The sequence below is a fragment of the Dawidia soli genome, assembly GCF_018598185.1.
Lineage (GTDB): Bacteria > Bacteroidota > Bacteroidia > Cytophagales > Cyclobacteriaceae > Ohtaekwangia > Ohtaekwangia soli.
In genome coordinates, this window is the sequence record NZ_JAHESC010000008.1 from 46,097 (window position 1) to 71,113 (window position 25,017).

12 protein-coding genes are annotated in these 25,017 nt (G+C 54.6%); 3 read left to right on the forward strand and 9 right to left on the reverse strand.

The window, feature by feature from the left end; translation table 11 throughout:
- On the reverse strand, positions 1-360 hold the full coding sequence (locus tag KK078_RS07435) for a hypothetical protein (RefSeq protein WP_254089619.1): 360 nt from the start codon (positions 358-360) through the stop codon (positions 1-3).
- 245 nt (positions 361-605) lie between these two features.
- On the opposite strand from KK078_RS07435, the gene hppD reads away from it, so the two are divergent.
- Positions 606-1,700, forward strand: coding sequence for a 4-hydroxyphenylpyruvate dioxygenase (hppD, locus tag KK078_RS07440; RefSeq protein ID WP_254089620.1), 1,095 nt, complete (start codon positions 606-608; stop codon positions 1,698-1,700).
- A 78-nt stretch (positions 1,701-1,778) separates the two neighbouring features.
- Here the strand turns inward: hppD and KK078_RS07445 are convergent, their stop codons facing one another.
- From KK078_RS07445 to KK078_RS07460, 4 genes are all read right to left on the reverse strand, one after another.
- Complete coding sequence (locus KK078_RS07445) at positions 1,779-8,660, reverse strand: PA14 domain-containing protein (RefSeq protein ID WP_254089621.1); 6,882 nt, start codon at positions 8,658-8,660, stop codon at positions 1,779-1,781.
- A gap of 376 nt (positions 8,661-9,036) precedes the next feature.
- The gene (locus KK078_RS07450) at positions 9,037-10,509 is read right to left on the reverse strand and encodes a PorP/SprF family type IX secretion system membrane protein (RefSeq protein WP_254089622.1); all 1,473 of its coding nucleotides are present in this window, start codon (positions 10,507-10,509) and stop codon (positions 9,037-9,039) included.
- Between the two features lie 13 nt (positions 10,510-10,522).
- The gene (locus tag KK078_RS07455) at positions 10,523-16,834 is read right to left on the reverse strand and encodes an alpha/beta fold hydrolase (protein WP_254089623.1); all 6,312 of its coding nucleotides are present in this window, start codon (positions 16,832-16,834) and stop codon (positions 10,523-10,525) included.
- 283 nt (positions 16,835-17,117) lie between these two features.
- The gene (locus KK078_RS07460; RefSeq protein WP_254089624.1) at positions 17,118-18,128 is read right to left on the reverse strand and encodes an acyltransferase family protein; all 1,011 of its coding nucleotides are present in this window, start codon (positions 18,126-18,128) and stop codon (positions 17,118-17,120) included.
- A gap of 90 nt (positions 18,129-18,218) precedes the next feature.
- On the opposite strand from KK078_RS07460, the gene KK078_RS07465 reads away from it, so the two are divergent.
- On the forward strand, positions 18,219-19,268 hold the full coding sequence (locus tag KK078_RS07465) for an acyltransferase family protein (protein WP_254089625.1): 1,050 nt from the start codon (positions 18,219-18,221) through the stop codon (positions 19,266-19,268).
- A 9-nt stretch (positions 19,269-19,277) separates the two neighbouring features.
- Here KK078_RS07465 and KK078_RS07470 read toward each other — a convergent pair whose 3' ends face one another.
- From KK078_RS07470 to KK078_RS07480, 3 genes are read right to left on the reverse strand one after another with little or no spacing between them, the layout of a single operon-like run.
- A complete protein-coding gene (locus KK078_RS07470) occupies positions 19,278-19,889 on the reverse strand; it encodes an HAD-IB family hydrolase (protein ID WP_254089626.1) in 612 nt (203 codons plus the stop codon).
- Positions 19,890-19,894: 5 nt separating this feature from the next.
- Complete coding sequence (locus KK078_RS07475; protein ID WP_254089627.1) at positions 19,895-20,629, reverse strand: SDR family oxidoreductase; 735 nt, start codon at positions 20,627-20,629, stop codon at positions 19,895-19,897.
- Between the two features lie 16 nt (positions 20,630-20,645).
- On the reverse strand, positions 20,646-21,542 hold the full coding sequence (locus KK078_RS07480) for a UbiA prenyltransferase family protein (protein ID WP_254089628.1): 897 nt from the start codon (positions 21,540-21,542) through the stop codon (positions 20,646-20,648).
- A gap of 128 nt (positions 21,543-21,670) precedes the next feature.
- Between KK078_RS07480 and KK078_RS07485 the strand changes: the two genes are divergently transcribed.
- Positions 21,671-23,338 (forward strand): hypothetical protein, encoded by a 1,668-nt coding sequence (locus KK078_RS07485; protein WP_254089629.1) that lies wholly within the window; start codon positions 21,671-21,673, stop codon positions 23,336-23,338.
- Positions 23,339-23,906: 568 nt separating this feature from the next.
- Here KK078_RS07485 and KK078_RS07490 read toward each other — a convergent pair.
- A complete protein-coding gene (locus KK078_RS07490) occupies positions 23,907-25,016 on the reverse strand; it encodes an endonuclease/exonuclease/phosphatase family protein (protein WP_254089630.1) in 1,110 nt (369 codons plus the stop codon).
- Position 25,017: the final 1 nt, after the last annotated feature.

The following is a 25,017-nucleotide window of genomic DNA, read 5'->3' on the forward strand; positions in this document are numbered from 1 at the left end:
TTATTTTGCAGTCCAGACGACTTCCTGCTTGTCTTTACCCACCGTCAGTATCACGCGGGGCGGGTTGCTTTCCAATACAAGCTTCGTGTCTTTACCGGCGTATTTGTCTACTTCGACATACACTCCTTTGCCCAGGTAGGCAATCGGCATCAGCACGTCGTTGTCGGGGCAGAGCGTGTCGTGCACTTCCTGCAGCGCATCTTCCAGGTACTCGCCGTACTCGTCCTGAAACGCGTCTTCCAGGTCGTGCAGCTCTTCTTCCAGGTCGTCATACTTCGGGTTGTTGTAATCGATCTTTTCCAGTTCCTTACGCTTTGCGACGATCTCTTGCAGGGCCTTGTCAAGTGCCTTAATATCCATGGCTATTATTTTCCCCAAAGATTAAAGAATTCATTGAATTTGAAAAGCACCAAAAAAAAATCGTCGGCACGCCATTATAAAATTCTGCCTCCCCGGCTGTTTCCCTAGGCCATTACCAATAAAAGACGCCAAAAAGCCATTTAACGGAATCTCCTTTGCATTGCTTTACTCTCGGCGGGTGAACCTGTAATTTTACCTAAACAACGATTTTTAATTGTTTAGAGACCACCCTAATTGTTAAAAGAATGAACGAGGATTTTCTCCCCATTAATGGCACCGACCACATCGAGTTCTACGTCGGCAATGCCAAACAAACGGCGCTATATTACCAGCATTGCCTTGGCTTCGAGCTGGTAGCCTATGCAGGACCGGAAACCGGCATACGCGAAAAGGCCTCCTACGTGTTACAACAAAACAAGATCCGTTTTGTCCTGACCACCGCCCTGCAGCCCTCCTCGCCCATAGCAGACCAGGTAAGCAAACACGGCGACGGCGTGAAGGTGCTGGCCCTCTGGGTAGACGATGCCCGCAAGTCCTTTATGGAAACCGTCACCCGCGGCGCGGAACCTGCGGCCGAGCCCAAAGTGCTGAAAGACGAGTTCGGCGAAGTGGTCGTCGCTTCGATCCGGACCTACGGCGATACCATCCATACATTTGTTGAACGGAAGAACTACAACGGTCCCTTCCTGCCCGGCTACAAACCCCGCAAGAGCACCTTCAAGACCACACCGATCGGCTTAAAATATGTCGACCATTGCGTGGGCAACGTCGAGCTCGGCAAGATGAACGAGTGGGTAGGATTTTATGAAAAGGTCATGGGCTTCAGCCTGCTCGTTACGTTCGACGACAGCGACATTTCTACCGAGTACAGCGCACTGATGTCAAAGGTTGTATCCAACGGCAACGGCTATATCAAATTCCCCATCAACGAACCGGCCGAAGGCAAAAAGAAATCACAGATCGAAGAATACCTCGACTTCTACCAGGGCCCGGGGGTACAACACATCGCCATTGCCACCGACGACATTGTTCACACCGTCGGCGCGCTACGCGAACGGGGTGTAGAGTTCCTGTACGTTCCTGACAATTATTACGACGACGTGCTCGACCGCGTCGGAACGATCAACGAAGACCTGCAGGAGCTGAAGAAGCAGAATATCCTCATCGACCGCGACGAAGAGGGCTACCTGCTGCAGATCTTTACCAAGCCGATCCAGGACCGCCCTACGCTGTTCTTCGAGATCATCGAGCGCAACGGTGCCAAGTCGTTCGGCAAAGGAAACTTCAAAGCCTTGTTCGAGTCGATCGAACGCGAGCAGGCGCTGCGCGGCAATTTGTAAGGAACTCGTCACTGTCTTTGATAAAACAAAAAAGCCCCCGGAATTACCGGGGGCTTTTTTAGTATTCGCTTGCGGCGATTATTGTTTCACCACGCGGATCACTTTCCGTACGTTGGTGTTCGTCGTAATGTTAACGAAGTAGATACCCGCCGGAACATCGAGGTTACGCAGGGTGAAGCGCAAGTCTTCGTTGCCGGAATCCAGCTGATCCAGGCCCACCACTTCTTCGTGCATGCTCATGCCCAGTTGGTTGAGCAGCGACACTTTAAAGCTGCTGGCTTCGCCGATCGCATTAACCGAGATGCTCAGGTCAGACTGGAAGGGGTTCGGAGAGGCGCTGAACGCAACAGTCTCTTCGGTCACCACTTCCGTGCCCGCCGTTCTGGCATTGGCGCTGCCGCCGATGATCGGTACTTCGGTGTATACTTCCAGTACGAGGGCGTTCAGGTAGCCGTATACGGAGCCCGGAGCCGATACCATGTCGAACGTTACCGTACCGTCGGCCGCCGGTTGGATCGCGTTGATCTGAACCGTGTTGCTCGTGTTGAATGCAGCGTTCAATGTTACCGTTGTGCCGTTGATCGTGTAGTTCGTGGCGCGGTTGCCGTCGCCGTCGCGGCTGGCGAAGAACACAAAGTTGTACTTGTAATTCTGCGACAGGCCACCAATCACCACGCGGGCTGTTTCGGTTGCTTCCGTGAAGAAGAACGTGCGCAATACATCGTCCGGGTAGATGCCCGAATTGTTACCAGTCATTTTACCGAAGGGGTTCGCACCGCCGAAGGTTGTTCCACTCGGGTGCTCTATCACTTTAAACGATACGGTTGTCGTAGCACCGGTATCATCCTTCAGGCTGGAGCGGGTCGAGCCCGGAACCGGAGGGCCAAAGCTCAGGTTGTTCCAGGGGGTACCGACGTTGTAACCGCTGTTGCAGTTCATGTATACGTAGTACAGGATCGTCGTTGCGCTCGCCATGTTGCTATAAGCCGAGGTCGAGCTGCCGTTCACGGCACGGACCTTATACTGATACGTCGTATTGCTTTGCAATCCGAGGTCGGTATACGTCGTCGCGTCGGCGCCGGCCGTGCCTACCAGTTGGAACGTAGGGTTGGCCAGTGTGGCACGGTAGATCTCAAAGCCTGTTTCGTTGTACGAACGGTCTACCCATTTCAGCTCGATGGCATCCTTGGTCTTGTGTTTCGCTTTCGCCGCTACATTGGTCGGTGCTTCGGGTACGGCCGTCTGACCGTATGAGCTGATCACGAGGGCATTCAGGTACGCAAAGCTCGACGCTGTGGTCTTTTGCACCTGGAAGGTGATCGTACCGCTCGGAGCGATGATACCGTTGATATCGGCTGTCTGCGTGGTATTGTTGGAGGCGTTCAGGGATACAGACTTCGCACCGATCGTGTAGACGGTGGTTCTGTCACCCGTACCCTCGCGGCTGCCGAAGAACGAGAAGTCGTATACTTTCTCAGGATCCAGGCCGCTTACCTGCACGTTCTTCACGTTGTTGGTAGACTCCCAGTACTGCGTCTTCATGACAGCATCCGGATAGACCCCTGAGTTGTTGCCCGTTACCGTACCGACGTTGTTCACACCACCCCACGATTCGATAAACTTGATCGTGATGCCGCTGACGACACCTTGCGCATCTTTCAGGTTGCTGAAGGTGGCGTTAGCCAGCGGCGCCAGGTTGGTGTTGTTCCAGGGGGCGCTTGCAGGATCGGTAGTGTTAAAGTTCACATACACGATCTTCACCTGCTTCGGCGTCACCGCGATCTTCACCGTACGCGAGCTCGAGGCACCACCGGTGTTTTGCGTGGTGATCGTAGCGGTATAGTCGCCCAGGTCTTCTACGCCGGGCAGCAGCGTCAGCGTAGCGGTACCGGCACCCGTGGTAGCAAACTGCGCGAAGGCAGGCAGGCCCGTAGCCGAGATCGTCACGGCCTGGTTGGCCGCGTCGGTCGACGTAATGTCGATGACCACCGACTGCGTGGCTTCCATTGACACAGAGTCTGTGCTCAGGGTCAGTGAAGGGGCCAGTACGGGTGTGGTGATAGACGCTACATTGCTGAAGGCCGAGGTGCCGTAGGCATTCAATGCCGACACCTTGTAGTAGTAGGTCGTATTTGACGTGATCGTTACATCTTCGTATGCCTGGCTGTTCACCGGCAGGGAGGCAACTTCTACATAGTCCGCTTCGGTTGTCGTTGGCGAGCGGAATACTTTGAAACCGGTTTCGGCCGGTGCGTTGTCTTTCCAGGTCAGCTCCACCGAGTTTTGCTGCTCGGAGATCGCCGCCACGGCGTTGGTCGGCGCGGCCGGCGGCAGACCGTCGTCAAAGGACGCAATGATCTGCATGGCGTTCACGTAGCTATAGATCGCACCGGGGCCGGTTTGTACTTTCAGCCATACGTTACCGTTAACGTCCGGCGTGATGTCGCTGATCGTCACCACGTTCGCAGTGTTGTTCAGCGGGTTCAGCAGGGCCGTCTGCGTGCCGATCGTGTAGAGGGTTGATCCACCTACCGATGCGTTTGTCGTGCCCGCGTGCATTTTGAATGCGTACTTCAGGCTCGGGTTCAGACCGCCGATCTTGATCGACTCTACCCGGTTATCCCAGATGTAGTAGAAGGTCTTCATGACAGCGTCGGGGTAGATACCCGTGTTGGCGCCGGTTACGGGGCCATTGGTGTTAACACCCCAGCCTGTTTCCAGTGTCAGCGAGATCTCCGAGTTGGCACCGTCGTGGTCCAGCAGGTTGCTGATCACCTCGCCGGCGTTGGGGTAACGTTGCGTTCCGTTCCAGGGAGCGGGCGGTGCCGCATCCCACCGATCGTTGAAGTCTACCGACACCGTGTAACCGGTCTTCGCCTCTTTCACGACAATGTTAAAGCGCAGGCTGTTCGCACCACCCTGGCCGTCGTCCACCATGATCTGGATATCGTTGTACGTGCCGCGCTCGGCCAGCGGCGGCGCAATGGTCAGGTTGACCCGGCCGTTCGACACCGGCGTCATCGTCACGAACGACGGCAGGTTTTGCGAAGTGAGGGTCAGCACGTCGCCGACGTTGGCGTCGGTTGCCACGATCGGCAGCACCACGGTCTTACCCGCGGTGATCGACTGATTCGCTACCGTCTGGAATACCGGCAGGTGGTTGCCGTTCACCACGATCTTAAAGGTATCGCGGGCAATGCCTCCAAAACCGTCGGTCACCGTCAGAATGATGTTGTTAAAGGTACCGGCGTTGGTCTCGCCCGGCGCGAGCGTCAGGTTGGCCTGGCCACCGCCGAAGTTTTCAAACGTGCCGAAAGAAGGCAGGTTCGTGAATGCATATTGCAGCTCGTCGCCATCGGCGTCCTGTGCATTGACCTCGATCACCGTGTTGGTCAGGATCAGCAGGTTCAGATCGGGGATCGCGTCCACGGTCGGTGCGGTGTTCGGTGTAGCCGCGTTCACCGCTGCCGTCTGACCCGATTCACCGCCGTCGTTAAAGGCGCTGAGCTTGTAGTAGTATGTCTTTCTGGACGATACTGTCGTGTCGCTGTAGGTCGTTACATCCTTCACCGACGCAATTTGTGCAAAGGTACCTCCCGACGTTTCCGAACGGTAGATCTTAACACCCTCCGTGGTGGCTGTCGGCGTCCATGACAGATCGATCTTCTTGGCACCACCCGCCGTGGCCGTCAGGGCGGTAGGCAAGCCGGGCGCAGCCGGGATGGCCTGCGTCGTGGCTACAATGTAGGTGAATTGCGACAGGACCGTATTCGGGATCAACTGTTTCGTGATGCCGGGGCCTGCATACCGTACTTCCAGTGCGGAAGAACCGGAGTTCTGGCGGAACGTGACCCGGATCGGATAAACACCCGGCGTCAGTGTGATCGTGCCCGAGCGCTCGGTAGTACCATCGGTGAAATCGTCATTCACGACGGGCGTACCGTCGATATACAGCATACTGCCGTCATCTGCCTTGTCATAGAAGGTATAAACGCCAGCGGTCGGGATCGTGATGTTGCCTTCGAATGCAAAACCAAAGTTGGTGGTCTGTGTTTTCGGCGTCAGCGCATAGTTTGGCAATGTGCCGGTAGAGGTCGGTGCCACGCCACCGAACAGCGGCTCGGCCAGCGTCGTGTAGTTGCCGACATAATACTTATAGGTCAGGCCTGCGCCCAGGTTGTTACCCTGGATCAGATCCGATTCACCCGAGCCTCCGATCGCCTTGATCTTATAATAGTATTGCGTCAGCGGCGTGAGGTTGTTGGCGTCCGTATGCGTACGGGCAGCGCCGTCGGCTGTGCCGACCAGCGTAAACGTACCGTTGCGGGTTGCACTGCGATAGATCTCAAAGCCGCTTGTCGCCGCACCACTATACTGCCAATCGAGCTTGATCGACTTGTGTGACGCCGCCACGGCCGTAATCGCCGTTACGTTCGAAGGCTTCGCAGGCGGAGTAAATGTGCTGTTCATGGCAGCGTCCGGGATCAGTACCTTGGCGATACCAGGGCCTTCGTACCGAACCTCCAACTGGAGCGTACCCGAACCTCTCTTAAAATAATCCACACGAATGGGATAGGTACCGGGTGCCAGCATGATCTGGCCCGAACGCTCCTGAGAAGCATGCACCAGGTCGTTGTTGACGATCAGGTAGTCGGAGATGTACAGGTTGCTTCCATCGACCGATGTAGTGTAAAATGTATACAGGCCTTGTGTAGGTACTGTGATGTAACCGCGGTAAATAAAAGCAAAGTCCGCTGTTCTGTTGGCATTCTTCGGGCTAAAGGTAAAGTTCGGTACCACGCCGGTCTTGATCGGCGATACGTTGGCCAGGGCAGAAAGCGTGGTGACAGAGGTCTCGTAATACTCGTACGCCAGGCCCGTGTTGATGGTCGAAGCGGAAGCTTGCGACGTGTAGCCCGAGAGGTTACCGGAAGCATCGCGCGCGGCCAGGCTGAAGGTATACACCGACAGCGGGTTGAGGTTCTTCAACACCGCGCCGATATAGGCCTGGTCACCACCCGATACCTTGTTGCCGTATACATTCAGCTCGGCAATCCGCACGCGGTTGTTGTTACCACGGCGAAGGGTTGCCAGGACGCGTACGTAACGGCCGGTGCCTACCAGGTCTACAAAGTTGTTTACCACGGCAGCGTTGCCGGAAACTACTTTCAGGTCGTTCCAGGTAGCGGCGTCGTCGGAGATCTGGATCTTATACCCTACGGCATAGTCTGATGTCCAGCGAATGTTTACGGAGTTTACGTCGTACGCCTCGCCCAGGTCGACATACATCCAGTCTTGTTGCTCCAGCGTACCCGCGGCACTTGACCAGTATGAGTTCAGGTTGCCGTCTAACGCAGCCGTAGCCACCCGGTTCGAAGCCTCGTTGGTCGACTGGTTGCCTGTCTTACCTTGCGCCACGTTGTTGGGGAAGTGGATTGTATTCGCGTTGTTCATCACAAGCGACTGACCATTTATTTTCAGATCGTAAGTAAGGGAGCCTAAACCGTCGATATTGTCGATCGAGGATTTCCACTTCAGCGTAACGCTGTTCTCGGAGGTGCTGGTAACCGCAAGCTCCGTGGGAACGGTAGGAGCCTCTACATCCTTAAAGGTGAAGGCATCGATGCCTGCGTAGGCCGAACCGCCGGCGTCGTTAATCGCGCGCACTTTGTAGAAATAGGCCGTGTTCGGCTCGAGCTCGTCATCGAAATATTCGCGCTCCTCTTTCTCCACAAGAGCCAATAGCGTATACGGGCCTGCATCGGTGCCCGTCGAGCGATAAACCTCAAATTTCTTGTGGTTGGTCGCGCTGTAGAGCCAGCTTACGTGGATCTGTGTTTCGGAAGCCGAGCTCGCTACCAGGCCCGTCGGGGCTGCCGGTGAGCCGGCGCCATTGGTTGTGCTCACCACCACCGGCGCGGACGCGGCACTTTCGCAGCCGTTGAAGTCGGTAGCTTTCACGGTATAGCTGCCGGCAGCGTTCACCGTGATGCTTTGGGTAGTAGCACCGGTAGACCACAGGTAAACCTCTTTTCCTTCCGGCGCTGTCAGGGTCACAGACGTACGACCGTCGAGGGCCGGGAACGTGGTGCCGCTGGAAGCCTGAATAACCGGTGTAGGCGAAGGTGAGCCATATTGCAGCACAACAGGCTCTGACCACACTGTCCACGTGTTGCCACGCTTAAAGCGTACCTGGTAAGAACCTGCGCCGTTGTTTTGAATTTCATTGGAATTGGCACCGGCCATCAGCTGACCGTTCTTGCGCCACTCATAGCCGTCAAAGCCGGCCGTGATCCCCATGTTGACGTTGATCGTCTGGCCATTGCAGAAGTTCGTTCTATCGCCGAATACGCGAATGGTCAACTTCGATTTGGATAATATCCAGGAGAAGAAGTCGGGTTTGCCATACATCGATGTCCAGGTGCCGTGGCCGAGGTACGGGAAGAACTCATACCGCACGTCACCGCCTACAGCACGAAACTGAGCCACCATGTACTCGGCGGCCGACGGCGGAGGAGCCTTGTCCAGGCCACCTTGCGCATACCACAGGGGCACGTGCTTGAATTTGGGCATATCGGGCACGGTCGTGGTCAGTGCGTTCGACATGGGAAGGCCCGCCGCGAAGACCTTGGAGTACTTCGCCAGCATCATCCACACGCCGGCACCACCGCCGGAAAGACCGTGAACATAGATCCGGTTGGGGTCTACGTTCTTGTCGCGGATGTACAGGTTGATGATCTCTACTACATAGTCGTTGAGCGAACCGCCCCACGAGCTGTAGTAGCTTTGCGGATACAGCAGGAAGCCTTCGAACTTACCCGACTGCACAGCATCGCGTTGCTCTTTGCCACTGTGTTTCAGCTGCAGGTTGTTGTCGTTGCCACCTTCGCCTGCGCCGTGCAGGAAGAGAATGAGGGGATACTTTTCAGCGCGGGCTGCGTTGAAGTTCAGGGGCTCCATCGCCCGAAAGGGAATACCCTTGTAAATGTAGGGCTTGTACGGGGACGTATCCCAATTCGTACCATTGTTTGTGTGCCCCCACGGGCCAATCTGCCCCCATGCGGGCTGGGAACCTGGGAACGGCGTTGTTTGCGCAGCCGCCCATAATGCTCCTACTAAGAACAGCGGGATTAAAGCCAGTCTTTTCATAAAAGGTTTAAGGGAAATTAACTATAGACACCAGACAGTAGACAAACCGTAAAAATATTACATCAGCAATAAATACTACGGCTGAACAAAAGTAACCAAAAAACGAATAAAAAATTGTGGGAGCTATAAAAAAATAAAGCGCTGTTTATCAGCGCTTTATTTGGTATAAGTTTCCGGGGGTTAATTTTTATTCGACCTCCATCACCCATGCTTTTCGGAAATCGAGTACCCTTAATTGTCGGATATGATCCCGCATTTTCTTTGAACTTTCGAGATAATTTGACTGATAAACATACACATAGTACAAGCCTTTCTTCCCGATTCCCAACTGCGTCGGGAAGCCGGCCGCAAGGGCTTTACGCTGGTAATCCAGCGCGTTTTCGTGGCTTTTGAAGGCTCCCACCACCACGTAGATCCCCGGTGAGAGATGGTCGGGCGGCGTCAGTCTGATCGGTTCGTTTGTCTTTTTCTTTGTATCCTTACCCGAATTATCCGGAGTAACAGGCTCCACCGGCGTCACCGGCGGCGTTACCGGGCCATCCTTTTCACGGGCTTGCCGCTCTTTTTCCAGACGTTCACGCTCCTTACGCTCTTTTTCCAGGGCGGCTTCCGCTTCTTCCCGCTCAAGCCGTTCGTTTCGGGCCTTTATCTCAGCTTCCTGCTTGGCCGTCTTGATCGAGTCGAGCTGCGCCTTGACAGAATCCAGTTCAGCCGGCGTCAGCGCCGTACCCGTGGACTTAGCCTTAGGTCCTTTCGCCTTGCCCAGGCGTACCTGCAGCTGCACCTCGTGCGAGCCATAGGTCGAAATAGCCTTCTGCGAGGCCGGAACCTCGTAGGAATACCCTACCTTGATAAAGTCGCGTAACGCCAGCCCCACGGTCAACGTCGGACCGTAATCCAGACGGTATCCCCCTCCTACCCAGATCTGGTTGCGGTAGTATACCAGCACCGATGCCTCTTTCTGATCCTGCACCCCGTTCAGACAGCGGTATAGCACATAAGGCTCGACGGTGAATTTATCGCTCAACAGGGCTTTGTAGCTCAGCGTGAATAACTGGTCGCTGAGCCGCGACACTTTCACATCGTTCACCTGCATCGTATCGTTCTCATGCGACTCGAAGATGTTGGGCAGCGCAAAACCCACGGTAAAGTTCTTGTACCGGTAATGCACGCCAAAGTTACCCCGCAGGTTGTACGTTGTACCGGCAGCGTTGGCCAGCGCGGGGTCAAGCCCGGTGTTGGTACCCGCTTCGTTGATCGCATTTATATCGAGTGACGATACCCCCAGCCCCCCCGACAAACCGAACTTCACATAGCTGTCGCTGGTTAGCGGCACTTTATACGCAAAGGTGAGCATGCCCGAAGAAGACTTGAACACAACCGACTTCTCGGTATAGAAATTAAAGCCGAGTGCAATGTTGTTGTGCGTGGCATACTGCAACGCAAAGCCGTTCACTTCAGGCGCATCTTCGATTCCCGACCACTGTTTCCGATACAGCAGGTTCAGCTCGCTATAGCCGTTGTTCGCCGCAAACGACGGATTATAGAAATACGGGTTTGCCAGGAACTGATTATACAGCGGATAGTTCTGCGCCTGCGCACCTGCACAGCACAACAGAAGCAAACCGCTTAGGCAAATGGTTCGGTAGAATTTTATCAAAGCAGGGTCTTTTTTATCGTATTAATCGAACACCACCTGTGAAGACATTCGCACCATCACATTTAAAGACGTAATAGTAAGGGCCAGGCTCCAGTTTACGTCCTTTATATTGTCCGTCCCAGTCGTTGCCATAACTGGTGGATTCATACACCTTGTTGCCCAGCTTGTCGTAGATGACAAGCGGACACCCGCTCACGAGGCTTACATTCCTGACTTCCCAGACATCGTTCTGTCCGTCGCCATTGGGTGTAAAGACCTTCGGCGCGCCAAGCGACTCGGTCACGACCACAAAGACATCGTCTGACGCCGACTTACCCTGGTCGTCTGTTACCGTAAAGGTAAAGGTATACTCGCCGGGGTGCAGACCCGTCAGGTCAAGCTCCGGGGTTTCAAAATTCTCTAACACCACATCCGGCCCGGATGTTTTGACCCAATTATATTCCGTGATCGATCCTTCCGTGACACTTCCAAAGCCCACCAGCTTCACGACGTCTACCGGCATGCTGATAACGGTGTCGGCACCGGCAAATGCTTCCGGTCCTGTGCGTTCGGGCAATACGATCAGGGTCATGAGGGCAGTCGCTTTTTCACCGTCGTCGTCTGTAACCGTCAGCTCAAACGTAAAGCCACCGGCCACCAGGTTTGTTACGGTCAGGGTCGGTGAATCGGCATTGGTCAGGGTAACGCCCTCCCCGTCTATCAACGCCCATTGATAGGAGGCAATCTGACCGTCGGGATCTGTGCCGCTTCCTTCTATCACAACCTGCGCCAACGGCAGGCGTACACTGATGTCTTCGCCGGCGGTGGCCTGCGGTGCCTGATTCACGGTTTCCGGGAGGATGTTGATCGTCACCTCGTCTGTTGCGGTGGCGTTCTTGTCATCGGTTACGGTAAGCCGGAATAAGTATGTTCCTGCCACCAGGTTTTCGAGTACAAAGGGGCCCGGCGTGGCAGACGGCGGCGGTACGGGCAATGCGGATGACTGTATCGGGCCGGAAGCGTAGTACCAGGAATAATTGCTTACCGTACCATCGCTGTCAGAACCCGCGCTGTGCAGCGTTACCGTGGCGTTCGGCAGATATTGTGTCACATCGCTGCCGGCGTCGGCGATCGGCGGCAGGTTGGTCGCTGCCGTACCCACCGTAACGGTTACGTCGTCCGTACCCGTGGCGCCGTCGTCATCCGTTACCGTCAGACGGAACGTATAGCTGCCCGCATCGAGGCCATCCACCACGACAACGTCGTTTTTGCCCGCTACCTTGGGAGTAATCGCTACCGGCACACCCGTCAACTGCGACCAGAGATAACTCACCACGGCGCCGTCCTGGTCACTACCCGAGCCGCTCAGTGTCACCGATGTAGTCGGCAGTTTAACGGCCTGGTTGCTGCCGGCGTTCGCGATCGGCGCGATGTTGATCACCTCCGGCAATACCGTGACCGCAACGTCGTCAAACGCCGATAGCGAATTCTCATCCCGCACCGTCAGGCGGAACACATAGCTGCCTTGTAGCAGGTTGGTCAACTGCAGCGTAGGCGTTGTACCATTGGCCATCGTAGCGTTCGGGCCGCTGCGTTTTGTCCATTGATACGTCAGCGTTGTCTCGCCGCTGGCCGTACCGACCAGTGTCGCTGTATTCGTAGGCAAAGAGATCTCCTGGTCGTTCCCCGCCGATACCACCGGCGGCTTGGGTGCGTCTGCCGCGTGTACCGTCACCAGCGCATCGGCAAAGGCCGTAGCGCCCAGGTTGTCGGTCACCGTCAGGCGGAAGGTATAGACACCGGCCACAAGGTCTGTTACCGCCAGGTTCGGTTGGTCCGTGGTCGCGAGCGTTATCGTCGTGGGCCCGCCTTGCTGGTTCCAGGCATATTTGGTGATCGTACCGTCGCCATCACTGCCGCTGCCATTCAATGTCAGGCTGTTGATCGGCAAGGTGATCTCACGGCTGCCTCCGGCATTGGCTACCGGCCCCTTGTTCACCACGGCCGGCTGTACGGTCAGGCTCGCCTCGGCAAAGGCCGTCGCGCCATCATCGTCCGTAACGGTCAGTCGGAACTTATAGATCCCCGCCACCAGGCCGCTGAATGTCGCACTGGCTTTGTCCAGGTTTGTACCGGTCGCCGCGGGGCCGCTCACTTTTGTCCAGGCATATTTCACAATGGTACCGTCCGCGTCGGAAGCAATACCTTTCAATACGATCGTGTTGGTGGGCAGCGTAATGGTAGGATACGTACCTGCACTCACCACCGGAGGCTTATTGGCCGCCAGCGCCTTCACCGTCACCTTTACATCCGCAAACGCGGAGGCATCCTCATTGTCTTTGACGGTCAGGCGGAAGACATATACACCTTCGATCAGCGAGCTCGCGGTGAGTGTTTTGGTCGTGACATTGGCCAGCTGCGCGTCGGTCGGTCCGGAGACCTGGATCCACGAGTAACTCGCGATGGTACCGTCCTGGTCGACGGCCGACGCCGTCAGCGTTGTCGAGTTCGTCGGCAAGGTCAGCGTTTGATTGGCCGGCATCGTAATGATCGGGATCTTGTTGGTCGATCCATCGCTCTGATATTCCGTCGCCCCGATGTCGTACTTCAGGCCCGCCGGACGCGTGAGCATGAAATGATCGAAATTGATATTGTACGCCGACACATCCCGGCCGATGTCGATCACCGGCGAGTTCGGCAGCAGGTGATAGTCGTGATTGGTGGGGTTTACAAACTTGACCGATGCAATATTGCGGGCAAAGAAGAAGTTGGATGAGTCATAGTCCATACCGATCGAACAGCTGGAATAGAAGAACGCGTCTTTGCCTTTCGCACAGAAGTCGGCGCGTTCATACGTATCATACGTGCCCGGGTTGATGACCAGGTTGTTATAGAACTTGCTGCCTTTCGCCACCGTGTTCTCATACCGGATCCCGTCCATCTTGGTATCCATAACGGTGTTGTTGATAAAATTAAAACCTCGTCCGGGAATGGTCGAACCTATCCCGAAGTATACACCGTGCGAGCCGGTTTCGGCAATGATGTTATTGAAGATGATGTTGCCTCCCAATCCGAAGACTGCCATCCCCACGCCGCTCCCTTTTCGGATATAGTTGTTATAGCAGAGCCCGGACGTACCGCCGCCGATGATGATACCGTTGTTCTGGTCGACCGAGAACGGGTTGAGTCCGTAGTTTTCAATCGAGTTGTTGTAGATTTCGCAACCCTCCACCGCACAGGTGACCTGCAAGCCGTCGGCAGCCGTGTTGCGGATGATGTTGTTATAGATCTTGAGATTCTTGATGTCGTGAGGATACACACGTCCGCAAGGCGACTTGTCGATCCCTCCGTAGGCATAATACCCCACGTAGTAGGCTTCACCGTTGGTATCGTGAATGTAGTTGTCGTGCAGCTTGATGTTCTCCATCACAAAGTTGCCGCGATGATACTGCGGGTTGTCGCACGTCGGGTCGATCTTACACATGATGCCGGCATAACCGGAGTTGGCGATCTCGATGTGGTCCACTTCAAAGTCGCTGTCCGACATAAACATCGCCGTGTTCTTCGTCGAAACCGCGATCTTGAATCCATAGAAGAAGTTGGGATCACCCGTACCCGTCACGCGGAAATATTTACAGCGCGTAAAGCTCAACGAGCCGTCCATGATCGGATTGTTGATCACGACCTGACCGCCGCAGTTGATAAAAGTGATCGGTTTGTCGGGCGTTCCCACAAAGTCCATAAACCGCAGGTAGCCGCGGTTACCGGCGCGTACGCACACCACGTCGCCCGGCTTCACCGGCTTGGGCATATCCATCGCCTTGATGTATTCGCTCTTGGCTTCGATCACGTGATCGCAATTACACGTTTGCGTTCCCGAAGGGCGCACGTCTACCGTCACCTCGTCGGAGGCGCTGGCGCCGCCATCGTCCGTTACGGTAATGCGGAAGATATAGATGCCCTGCACAAGATCCGAAAGTGTGAGCGCCGAAGTCTCTGCGTTCTCCAGCGTACCCGCCGCCGGGCCGCTGACCTTGATCCATTCATAGGCCGAAATCGTACCGTCGGGATCGTTCGCCGCCGCCGTCAGTACTGTATTATTTACAGGGAGTGTAAGCGTTACGTTGGCACTGGCCGTCACCACGGGGGCCTTATTGATGGTAGGCGGCGACACGATCAGGTCAACTTCGTCAGAGGCCGTCGCACCGTCGTCGTCCGTAACCGTTACGCGAAAGCGGAACGTACCCGCGATCAGGTCCGTTACACCGATCTGGTTGGTCGTGGCCCCGGTAAAGGTAATGGCCCCGCCGCTTACCTTGATCCACTGATAACTTTGGATCGTACCGTCAGGATCGCTCGCCGTGGCCGTCAGGGCCACGGACGCCAGGGGCAGCACAACGTTTACGTTGTCGCCGGCGCTGACGACCGGAGGTTGATTGACACCGTCTGCCTGCACCGTCAGCGTCATCTCATCGACGGCCGAGGCGCCCTTGTCGTCGGTCACCGTCAGGCTAAAGACATATATACCTTCCACCAGGTTGTTCACCGTGGCGTGTGCTTGCGTCGCGTTGACGAGATCGGCAGCCGGGCCGCTCACCTTTGTCCACTCATATGTGACAATGCCCCCATCGGGGTCGTTACCACTGCCCAACAGGCTGGCCGTATTGGTCGGCAGCACCACGGTCACATCCGCGCCGGCCGAGGCCGTCGGCGTTTGATTGACAGCGTCCAGTACGGTAACTTTTATTTCGTCATAACCCTCGTCGCCGATATTATCCCGCGCCGTCAGGCGAAAAACATAGATACCGGCCACCAGGTCGTTCGCGGTAAGCTCGGGTGTAGTTTCATTAACGGGCGTCCACGACGGGCCGCTGATCTTGGTCCACTGATAGGTTTCGATCGTGCCGTCGGTATCCGTGGCGTTGCCCGGTATAATTACCGTATTCTGGGGCAGCGTGATCGAAATGTCCGTCCCCAGCGTGACTACCGGTTTCTGGTTGACCGCGGCGCCATTGACGGTGACCTGTATATCGTCTGACCCCTGGGCGCCCTTGTCGTCCGTTGCCGTGAGGCGGTATACATATACGCCCGGCGCTAAAAGGCCGCTTACCGTGATCTGCGGCTTCTGCGTGTCGGAGATGGTTGACGCCGGCCCCGAAAGCTGGCTCCAGAGATACTGATTGATCGTACCGTCATCAGACGCGGTGCCCGTAATGATGGTGCTGCTCTGCGGCAAGGTAATGATCTGGTCCGCGCCGGCGTTGACAACCGGAGGCGTATTGACAGCCGCAGGGTTTACCACCAACGACATCTGGTCACTGGCCATATTGCCCAGGTTGTCTGTTACCGTCAGGGTAAATACATACGTGCCCGCCACCAGCGCGCTGGCCGTCAGGCTGGCCGTGTTGGCATTGGTCAATGTGGCCGCGGGGCCGGTGGTCTTCGTCCAGGCATAGGTTAACGCGCCGCCTTCGGGATCGCTGGCCGTACCCGTAATAACGATCTGGTTGGTCGGCAACTGCAAGCTTTTGTCGGTGCCCGCATTTACAGCAGGCGGTGCGTTAGTGGCACCCGTTTTGGAATACGACAGCATCCAGGCATAGACGTCATACCCGGCGCTGCCATCATACGTCCTGGTCCAGGAATCATGTCCCACTCCGGGATACATTGTCAGCTTGGCCTGAGGATTAGCCACCGGATTGGTGCATTTATTTATAGCGTTGACAGTATTGATAGAGCCGTATTTGTCAACGGTCTTGTCGGCGTCACCGTGAAAAGCCCACACCGGTACTTTGGCCAGCTGGCAGGGATCCTGCGCGTTACCATTACCGGCAATGGCCACGAGCGCGGCGATCTTGTCGGGGTATTTCGCGGTATATTCCCACGCCACGATACCCCCCATGCTCAACCCCGTGAGGTAAAAACGGTCGGTATCGATCCGATAAGTTTTCTTGATATACTCGACGAACTGGTCGATGGTGGGCACTCCCCACCAGTACAACGACTGCGGCGACAGTATGACCATGGGGAAGTTGCGACCTTTCTTGATCTCCTTGCCAGGACCGTTTACGATGGCCTTATATAGCTCCGTCGTACCGTTACCGAGTTCGCCCTGACCATGCAAACAAAGCAACACGGGCCATTTCTTGGTGGCGTCCGTGTCATAGCCAATGGGTAAATACTCGTAATAGCCGTATGGCGCCGAAGTGGTGCCTTTACGTTTTTCGACTTGAACGCCCTGCCCCCATACACATGTAGTTAGGGAGGTCAACAGGAAGAGGACGGCAATACCAGACACACGGGTATACCACCAGGTAGGGACAGAATTCGTAGAGGGGCGAATCATGTTTATTAAGTTGTGAATTAAATCTCCAGAAAGAAAGCACTCCGGGAGATTTAGCATGCATACGCTTTAGACAAGCCGATGCCGGTCTTAAAGGTATTACTTTAATCTCCGTTGTACAATAAAATCCTACTATAATGTTTACTTAAAGCCTTGGGCGACTGGCTTTTAATGGGTTGTTCGAGACGATATGCAAAGAGAAGTATATTTCAGCGTCGAAAGAACGCTCCATCGGTGAATGGTGCCTATCAATCGCCAAAAGTGCACTTATTGCACACAGGTATAGTTAACACCCGATCAGCATCCGGCTTCGTTTCCCGAATATTTTCTGCATTATCCAGATAAATACGGATGTTGTTACCATGACACCTACAAACTGAATGGACCAGTACAAGACGATCTGCGGGATGTGAATGTGCAACACTTGTTCCTGCACGTAGCGCAGGCCGATGACAAAGTAGAAATGCAAAAAGAAGATCCCGAAGCTGATTTCCGCCAGGAAGGCCGTGACCTTCGGCACATAGGCGTCCCAGCGCCACAGCCAATAAATAAAGAACCAGCACAGCAGCATTTTCTGCACGTACATCATCTGGTCGTACAGCGGGATGTTAAACAGACTGACGACCACGACCACCACCGTCAGCGCCGTCAGCGGTCGCCACCAGCGCTTGGAGAACTCCAGCAACTCATTTTTGTAATGGCTGCAGAACATACCGAAGACGTACACCGACAGGAAGTGGATGAACATGCGGGGAATGTTTTCCAGTTCCTTGCGCGGCACCAGCAACGAAACAATGACCAGCAGGATCAGGATCCAATAGTACCGGGGCCGGCGGTCGATCGCCAGCAACAACGGTGCGCACAGGTAAAACAGCGTGATCATGGGCACGAACCACAGCGGCAGTAAATGCGCGCCCGTCATGAGCAGCCAGAAGCACCGGCGGGCGACAGACCAGTTGGCGTAGTCCGGTTCGATCTCCAGCAGGTATTCGGGCGTGCCGCTGTAAACGCGCAGCAACAGGATCGGCAGCGACACGATCAGGTACGGCAGCAACACATTGGTGACTTTCTTTTCCAGGTACGATCGGTATTCAAACCGCTTCGAAAGGTGCTGGAAAAGGTATCCCGCTATAAAAATGAAGAGAACAGTACCATTTTGAAATACAGAATTGATAATTTGGTACCCGATCGATGACTTATCATGCCAGCCATACAAGATATGCCCACCCACCACGAAGATGATGGCAATACCACGGAAATTGTGAATGTAATTGAGATACGTTTTGGATTCAGCCATACTACATACTACAGTAAAAGACAATAACAAATAGACTCAGCAAAGTAAAAAATAATCCGATCTCACAACGACTTTACCCTTAAAAAACAAATGTTTTCTCTCGACGCCCTCTTTAACGTATCTGCTATCCGGAAAAGCCGGCTCACCTGGATTGACTTTGCCAAAGGGGCCGCCATCATCATGGTCGTCTTCCGGCACATCGTCATCGGCATCGAACGCAGTGAAATTCCGATTCACGAAGCGTATCGAACGATTGCAGATATCACCTACAGCTTCCGGATGCCGCTGTTCTTCATCCTCTCCGGCTTCTTCCTCCGGTCCAGCCTGTTAAAGCGCACCCCCGGCGAGTTCGTCCAGAGCAAGCTCCGTACATTGTTATACCCCTATCTCATCTGGACGTTCATCCAGATCACCGTCCAGATCGTATTCTCCAACTATATCAATGCCGATCGTACCTGGCGCGACTATATCGCGGTCTTTATCAACCCCCGTTCGATCGACCAGTTCTGGTTTATCTACGCGCTCTTCAACCTGGCGCTGGTTTACCTCGCGCTGTTCCACGTCACGAAAGGGAACAAGGTCGCCCTCTTCGTCATTGGCATTGTTTTTTATTATATCAATCGTTTCATCGATGTGCATGTCATCGATGATATACTGGAGAACTTTATCTATATCGTCATCGGCGATCTCACGTCGTCCTTCGTATTGAACAAAGAGAACCGCAGCACGATCCTCTCCTACGCGTGGCTGCTGGTATTCACGGCGTTGTTTATTGCCACGCAGTATCTGTACCTGAACTTTGAGGACCTCGAGCCGTTTGTGTACGCCGTCATCGCCCTGGTCGGCAGCGTGCTCACCATTATCCTGTCCTTTCACCTGGCCAACGTCGACTGGCTGTTGTTTGTGCGGGTGGCGGGCTTTCACTCGCTCTACATATATCTCATGCACGTGCTGGTCAGCGCGCCGATCCGCATTGTGCTCTTCAAAGTGTTCCACGTGACGAATGGCGGACTCATCGCCATCATCAGTACAACGCTGGGCTGCCTGGTGCCCATGATCTTCTATAATCTCTGCCGACGCTACAATATGACACTCCTGTTCTACCCGCCGGCGAAAGGAGGATTAAAAGAAGAGGGCTGATCAAACCGATCAGCCCCGGAAAGGCTTGTAAAAGGGATGATGCGCCAGCGCCAGCATAGGCTTGTCGCCGCTGCTGTCGCCGTAGGCGTAGATGGTGTCGTACGCCGACAGATCCAACGTTTCGCGTATACGGCAAACTTTCTCTTCACCGTGGCAATTCTTCGTGGCCAGCATGCCGGTGATCTTTTGGTCATCGCGTTGCAGGCGGGTGCCGATGATCTGGAGGTTGCGGGCTTTGCACCAGGGCCCCACCCAATCTTCGGCCGACGCCGTCACGACCACTACATGATGATTGTCTGCCTGGTGCCGGCGCAAGGTGGCCACGCCCTCCGGGCGCAGCAGCGTGGGAATAACCTGGTCGGCAAACGCCTCGGCTTTGCTTCGAAAGGTAGCCTCGTCTTCGCCGGCAAAGAAGTAACGCAGCACGCGCTCCTTCGCTTTCCAGTTCGGAATGAGTCCCAGCTTAAACGACACCAGCCACGGCGAGAGCAGCGCAAAGCCCGCATAGAAGCTGGCCGTACCGTGGTAGAATTTGATAAACTCCAGGAAGGTATCCTTCGTGGTCAGCGTGCCATCCAGGTCGAACAGCACCAATACCTTTTCGCCGCTTGCAGTCGCCATACGGGTTACAGCTTGAGTTTTTTAAAGATGGCTTCGGGTATGAGCACGATAATGGTCATGATATACCGCCACAACGGCAGATAATACACTACGTTGCGTTTCTTGCCGATGGCCTTGTACACATACGCCGCCAGCTTGTCGGGCAAGGCCGTGAGCGCCGGCGGGGTGTTCAGCCCGGCCACCATTTTGGTTTTGATAAACCCGGGCTTGAGCGTCATCACGTGAACATTGTTTTTCACCAGGCGGTTTCGCAGCCCGGAAAGATACGCCGTAAAGCCCGCCTTGGCACTGCCGTATACATAGTTGCTTTGCCGCCCCCGATCGCCCGCCACCGAGCTTACGCCCACGATCACGCCGTGGCCCTTGCGTTGATAGTCTTCGGCCACGACGTTCAGTATGGATACCGCGCCTAGATAGTTGGACTCGATGATCTTGCGGCTCTCGGCAAAATCCTGCTGGGCTTTCTCCTGGTCGCCCAGGTAGCCGAATACGCAGATCGTAACATCGGCGGCCTGCGGCAGCCCGGCATAAAATGCCGTGTGGGTATCATATGCGACAGCGTCAAACGACTGTACATACACCGACACGCCGGTATAGCGTATGCGCAGGTCGGCGGCGATGGTGTCCAGGTAGGGAATATCGCGTCCCGCCAGGGTAACGGCAGCGCCCCGCTGGGCAAATACTTTGGCCAGCGCCACACCCACGTCGGAGCCGGCGCCTAAGATCAATACACTTTTCATAGTAGTTCCCGGCCGCCTATAACGACAGACCGAATAGCGACATTAAGTTATGACGATAGATGATGGAAAAGAACGATGCGATCCAGCCCAGCAGCGTGATCTGCAGGAACCGGTCGGTGTACAACACTTTGGTCGGCGAGCCGCTCTTGTTCTCCACGACGGTGATCTGCATATAACGCATCAGGCCCGCAATCACAAAGATGGCGGTAGCATACAGATAATGCGTTTTTAAACGGCTGGTAACCTCGTCCGAGATCGTGTACATGATGTACGACACCAGGATCACCGACATCAGCATGGTAAGCCCCCCGTTGACAAACTCCATGTTATACTTGGCACTCGCCTTGCGCATGACCTTGCCCGATTCCTGCGCCAGCAAAATATCATCGCGGCGCTTGGCCAATGCCAGGAAGACCGCCAGCAGGAATACCATCAGCATCAACCATTCGGATATCCGCACCTGGGCGATCACGCCACCGGCCACCGTCCGCAGCAGGAAGCCGCTGGCCACGATCAGAATGTCGAGGATGGAAATATGCTTCAACCCCAGGGAATACCCCAGGTTGAGCACGTAGTAGATAAGTGTCACATACAAAAACCGGATGTCGATGGAGTACGCCAGGAAAAAGCCCCCCGCCAGCGTGACGACCATGATGGCCAGCCCCGTGGTTTTGCTGATCTCGCCCGAGGCCAGCGGACGCTTTGATTTCGTCGGGTGCTGCCGGTCGGCCTCGATGTCGTTGTAGTCGTTCAGGATATAGATGGACGACGCTACCAGGCTAAAGGCCAGAAAGCCATACCCCACGGATAGCAGCTGAGGGATGTTCAACAAGTCCCCCGCAAAGAAAAGTGGAAAGAACAAAAATGAATTCTTGATCCATTGATGCGCTCGCACAAGACGCAGATATTTCATGATTAAAAGCCTCTACAGTTTTTTTCAACTCACAATATAAAATCAAAGATTAACACTTACTCGCACCTTGCCAGTTATTTTTTAGTTACTAATTTTAAAGCCTACGCTAAAGCAGATCACACCGCCAAATGAACAACCTCCTGACCCCCTCGGATCGAAAAATTTCGATTGCAGAGATCATTGTAATTGTGGGCTTTTCCCTGTTTCCCCTGTTCTTCCAGTACCCGTACCGCGTGAACATCTTCCTCTCCTGGGAAGGCGCTTATCGGTTGTACCTCGGACAGGTGCCTTACAAGGACTTCGGCCTGCCCATGGGGTTTGCCTACTGGGTTGTTCCCGCGGTCTTCTTTAAAATATTTGGCCCATACATGTTCTCACTTGTAAAAGCGCAGGTGTTCATCAACCTGGTGGCTGGCTTCGCTTTCCGGTCGCTGCTGAAACAATTCGACCTGCTGGGCGGCCCGCGTTTCCTCAGCGTACTACTGTTCTGCCTCTCCTACTCGTTCTTTAACTTCTGGCCGTGGTACAACCACTCCGTCTTTGTCTACGAGCTGGTGGGACTGCTTTTTGTCACCAAAAGCATCTTTACGGAAAACCGCCGCGCGGGTTATGCCTACGCGTTCCTCGGGGGCTTCTTTGTATTCGTGTCATTCTTTACCAAACAAGACGGCGGTGCGCTCGCCCTGCTGTTGTCCCTGGCCATCCTCGGCTACCAGGCCATCGGCCAGCGTAAGTTCGCTCCCGTCGTGGTCTTTGTCATTGGCTTTGCCGTAACAGCCATGGCCCTTGTGCTGCCGTTCCTGTCGCATGGCATTGGCTACTGGTTCAACTACGGCCAACCCCCGCACTATTCACGCGTCAGCATGCACGACCTGCTCGACGAGATCCTCGGCGCGTCACAATGGGCCAAATTCTACCTGGTGCTGGTGCTTATTATCGGCTTTGTGAAGACCGACAGCTTCCGCAACATAAAGGGCTTCTTCCAGGACTCCAAGGCGTTTACATTTTTTCTACTGACGTGCGGCATCCTCGTGCAGGCACTGATCATCCAGGTGACAAGCTACACGCCCCCCGACAATAACATCTATTTCCACAGCTTCGCGTTTGCGTATCTCATCACCTTTGTTCCGGCATCGTTCAACCTCAACCGCCTGGTGCCGCTGGGCCTGGCCGTGGTACTGCTTTTCTTCTGGTGGTCGGGCGTATACTATAAATATGTACAACGCATCGTAGACCGCGTCTTCCCGCGTACCGCCGAAGTGACCGACCGCAATATCGTGTCGCGCAACAACTTCATGGTGAACACCGACAGCACCACGCTCGATGTCGACATGGCCGAGTGGAAATCCTCCGGTCTGAAAGCCTTCTCGGGTGTATATATGCCCGTACCGACGATCGAAGGCATTAACCGCCTGATGGAGATGCCCGAGATCAAAGGCAAGGAAAAACCCAAGGTACTCAACATGACCGAGCTCACGCCGCTGGCGCACGAGATCGGCTATGAGCTCGAAACACCGCGCCCCCTCTGGTATCACCTGAATGTGGCGATGTTCGACAAAGAGGTGAGCTTGTTCTGCGACCTGATCAGCGAACAGTACTACGACGTCGTACTCTTCGAAGACGTAGCCATGCTCAACAACTTCTACCCCTACGCCGTCCAGGATTGTCTGAAAGAGCACTACGAACGTGTCGATACCTTCCTGGCGCCCAGGAGACCTACCAATGCCACGATCGAAGTTTATGTACGGAGAAAAGCTTCTACAGCAGCATCTGCACCAACGCAGACAACCCCATAATGAGCAATATAATCCACATTAAATAAGTGTAATAACATACACATCAACGCGAAAAATCGGATGCTTTTAAATTGTCCATGAGGACATTGAATTGCTCTCATTCCGGTCCCCCCCTGGGGCACGACACAATAGCCCAGCCTGGAGCGCCAGCGCAGGGCTGGGTAATACGTAACACAGAATATTCAAGCCCTGAAGGGGCGTAACAATCACGCACAGGCTTTGCCTGGAATTTGTTGTTGCGCCCTTACAGGGCTTTGCCTTTCCCTATACCTTTACCCCAGGCCTTCAGCCTGGGCTGATATGTTACGCCCTTACAGGGCTGCGTCTTTGCCTATACGCAAATCAGGTGCTTTTTTAATTGATCCCCGGTGGACATTGAATTGCTCTTCATTCCGGTCAGCCCTGAAAGGGCACGACACAATAGCCCAGCCTGGAGCGCCAGCGTAGGGCTGGGTAATACGTAACACAGAATATTCAAGCCCTGAAGGGGCGTAACAATCACGCACGGGCTTTGCCTGGAATTGTTGTTGGGCGCTTAGAGAGCGCCGGTCTCTAACAGCCTCTACATTTATTCATCTCTGTCCTTACACAGATTGTACTTTCCCGCCAACGGAAAATGATCGGAATACGGCACATCCTGTCGCGTCGTAAAGTCGACGACATCCACTCCGGGAGAATAAAACTGATTATCAATCCGCAAGAACTGTAGGGTATTACCATTATATGAGAACCCAAAGCCCCGCCCCTTTTCTTCAAACGCATTCTTCAATTTCTTACGCAGCGAGTGATACGTATACGAATAAGGCAGCTCGTTAAAATCGCCCGCACAGATCACCGGGTAAGACGATGTATCGATAACCGCCAATACCTCTTCCACCTGTTTACTGCGCTCAAACACCCCATCCTTTAATTTATGCAGGATCACCTTCACCCGCTGCTTTTGTGCATCGGGGTTATCCGTGTAGAGGGGATTGTGTTTTTTCATCCGCATAGATTCCAGGTGTACATTGATCACGCGTACGGTATCGGGACCGATCTTAAGATCCGTATAGATCACGCGGTTAAACCCATTGTCGCTTACCAGCACATTTCCCTTGTTGACAATGGGAAAACGCGATACCGTGAGCAGGCCCACAGCGTCGCCGTTGGGGCCGGCATCTTTGGAAAAGAAATAGTAATAGCCTTTTTTCTTAATGGCTTCGATCGTCTTGAAATAGGGATTGCGGGTGTGGTCAAAAAACTCCTGGTAACACTGCACGTCGTAGTCGTTTTCGAGAATCCACCGGCGCATCTTGAACGTAACGCTGTCCTTGTCGTCCCTGGCGCCGAAGATATGCATGTTCGCATGCTCCGGCTTTTTCAGGCCGCCGACGTTGTAGCTCAGCAACGAAAAGGCCGCCGCCGTGTCTTCCGAGCACGTCGTCTCCGACCGGTACAGGCGCTTGATGCCATAGGTCTCCGTTACAAACTGCAGGTTGAACACCAACGGCAGCAAATAGAAGATCGCCGAAACACGGCGCAGGACGGCATACAGCAGGAACAGCACAATATTGATGGCGAATACTACCGGGATCGCAAAGGTACAGAGCCACAGGTTGAACTTCTCCGTGGGCGGGATCTTTACGCTGTAGTAGATAAACGCAAAAATGATAGCGACAACGAAATTGATATACTTCACG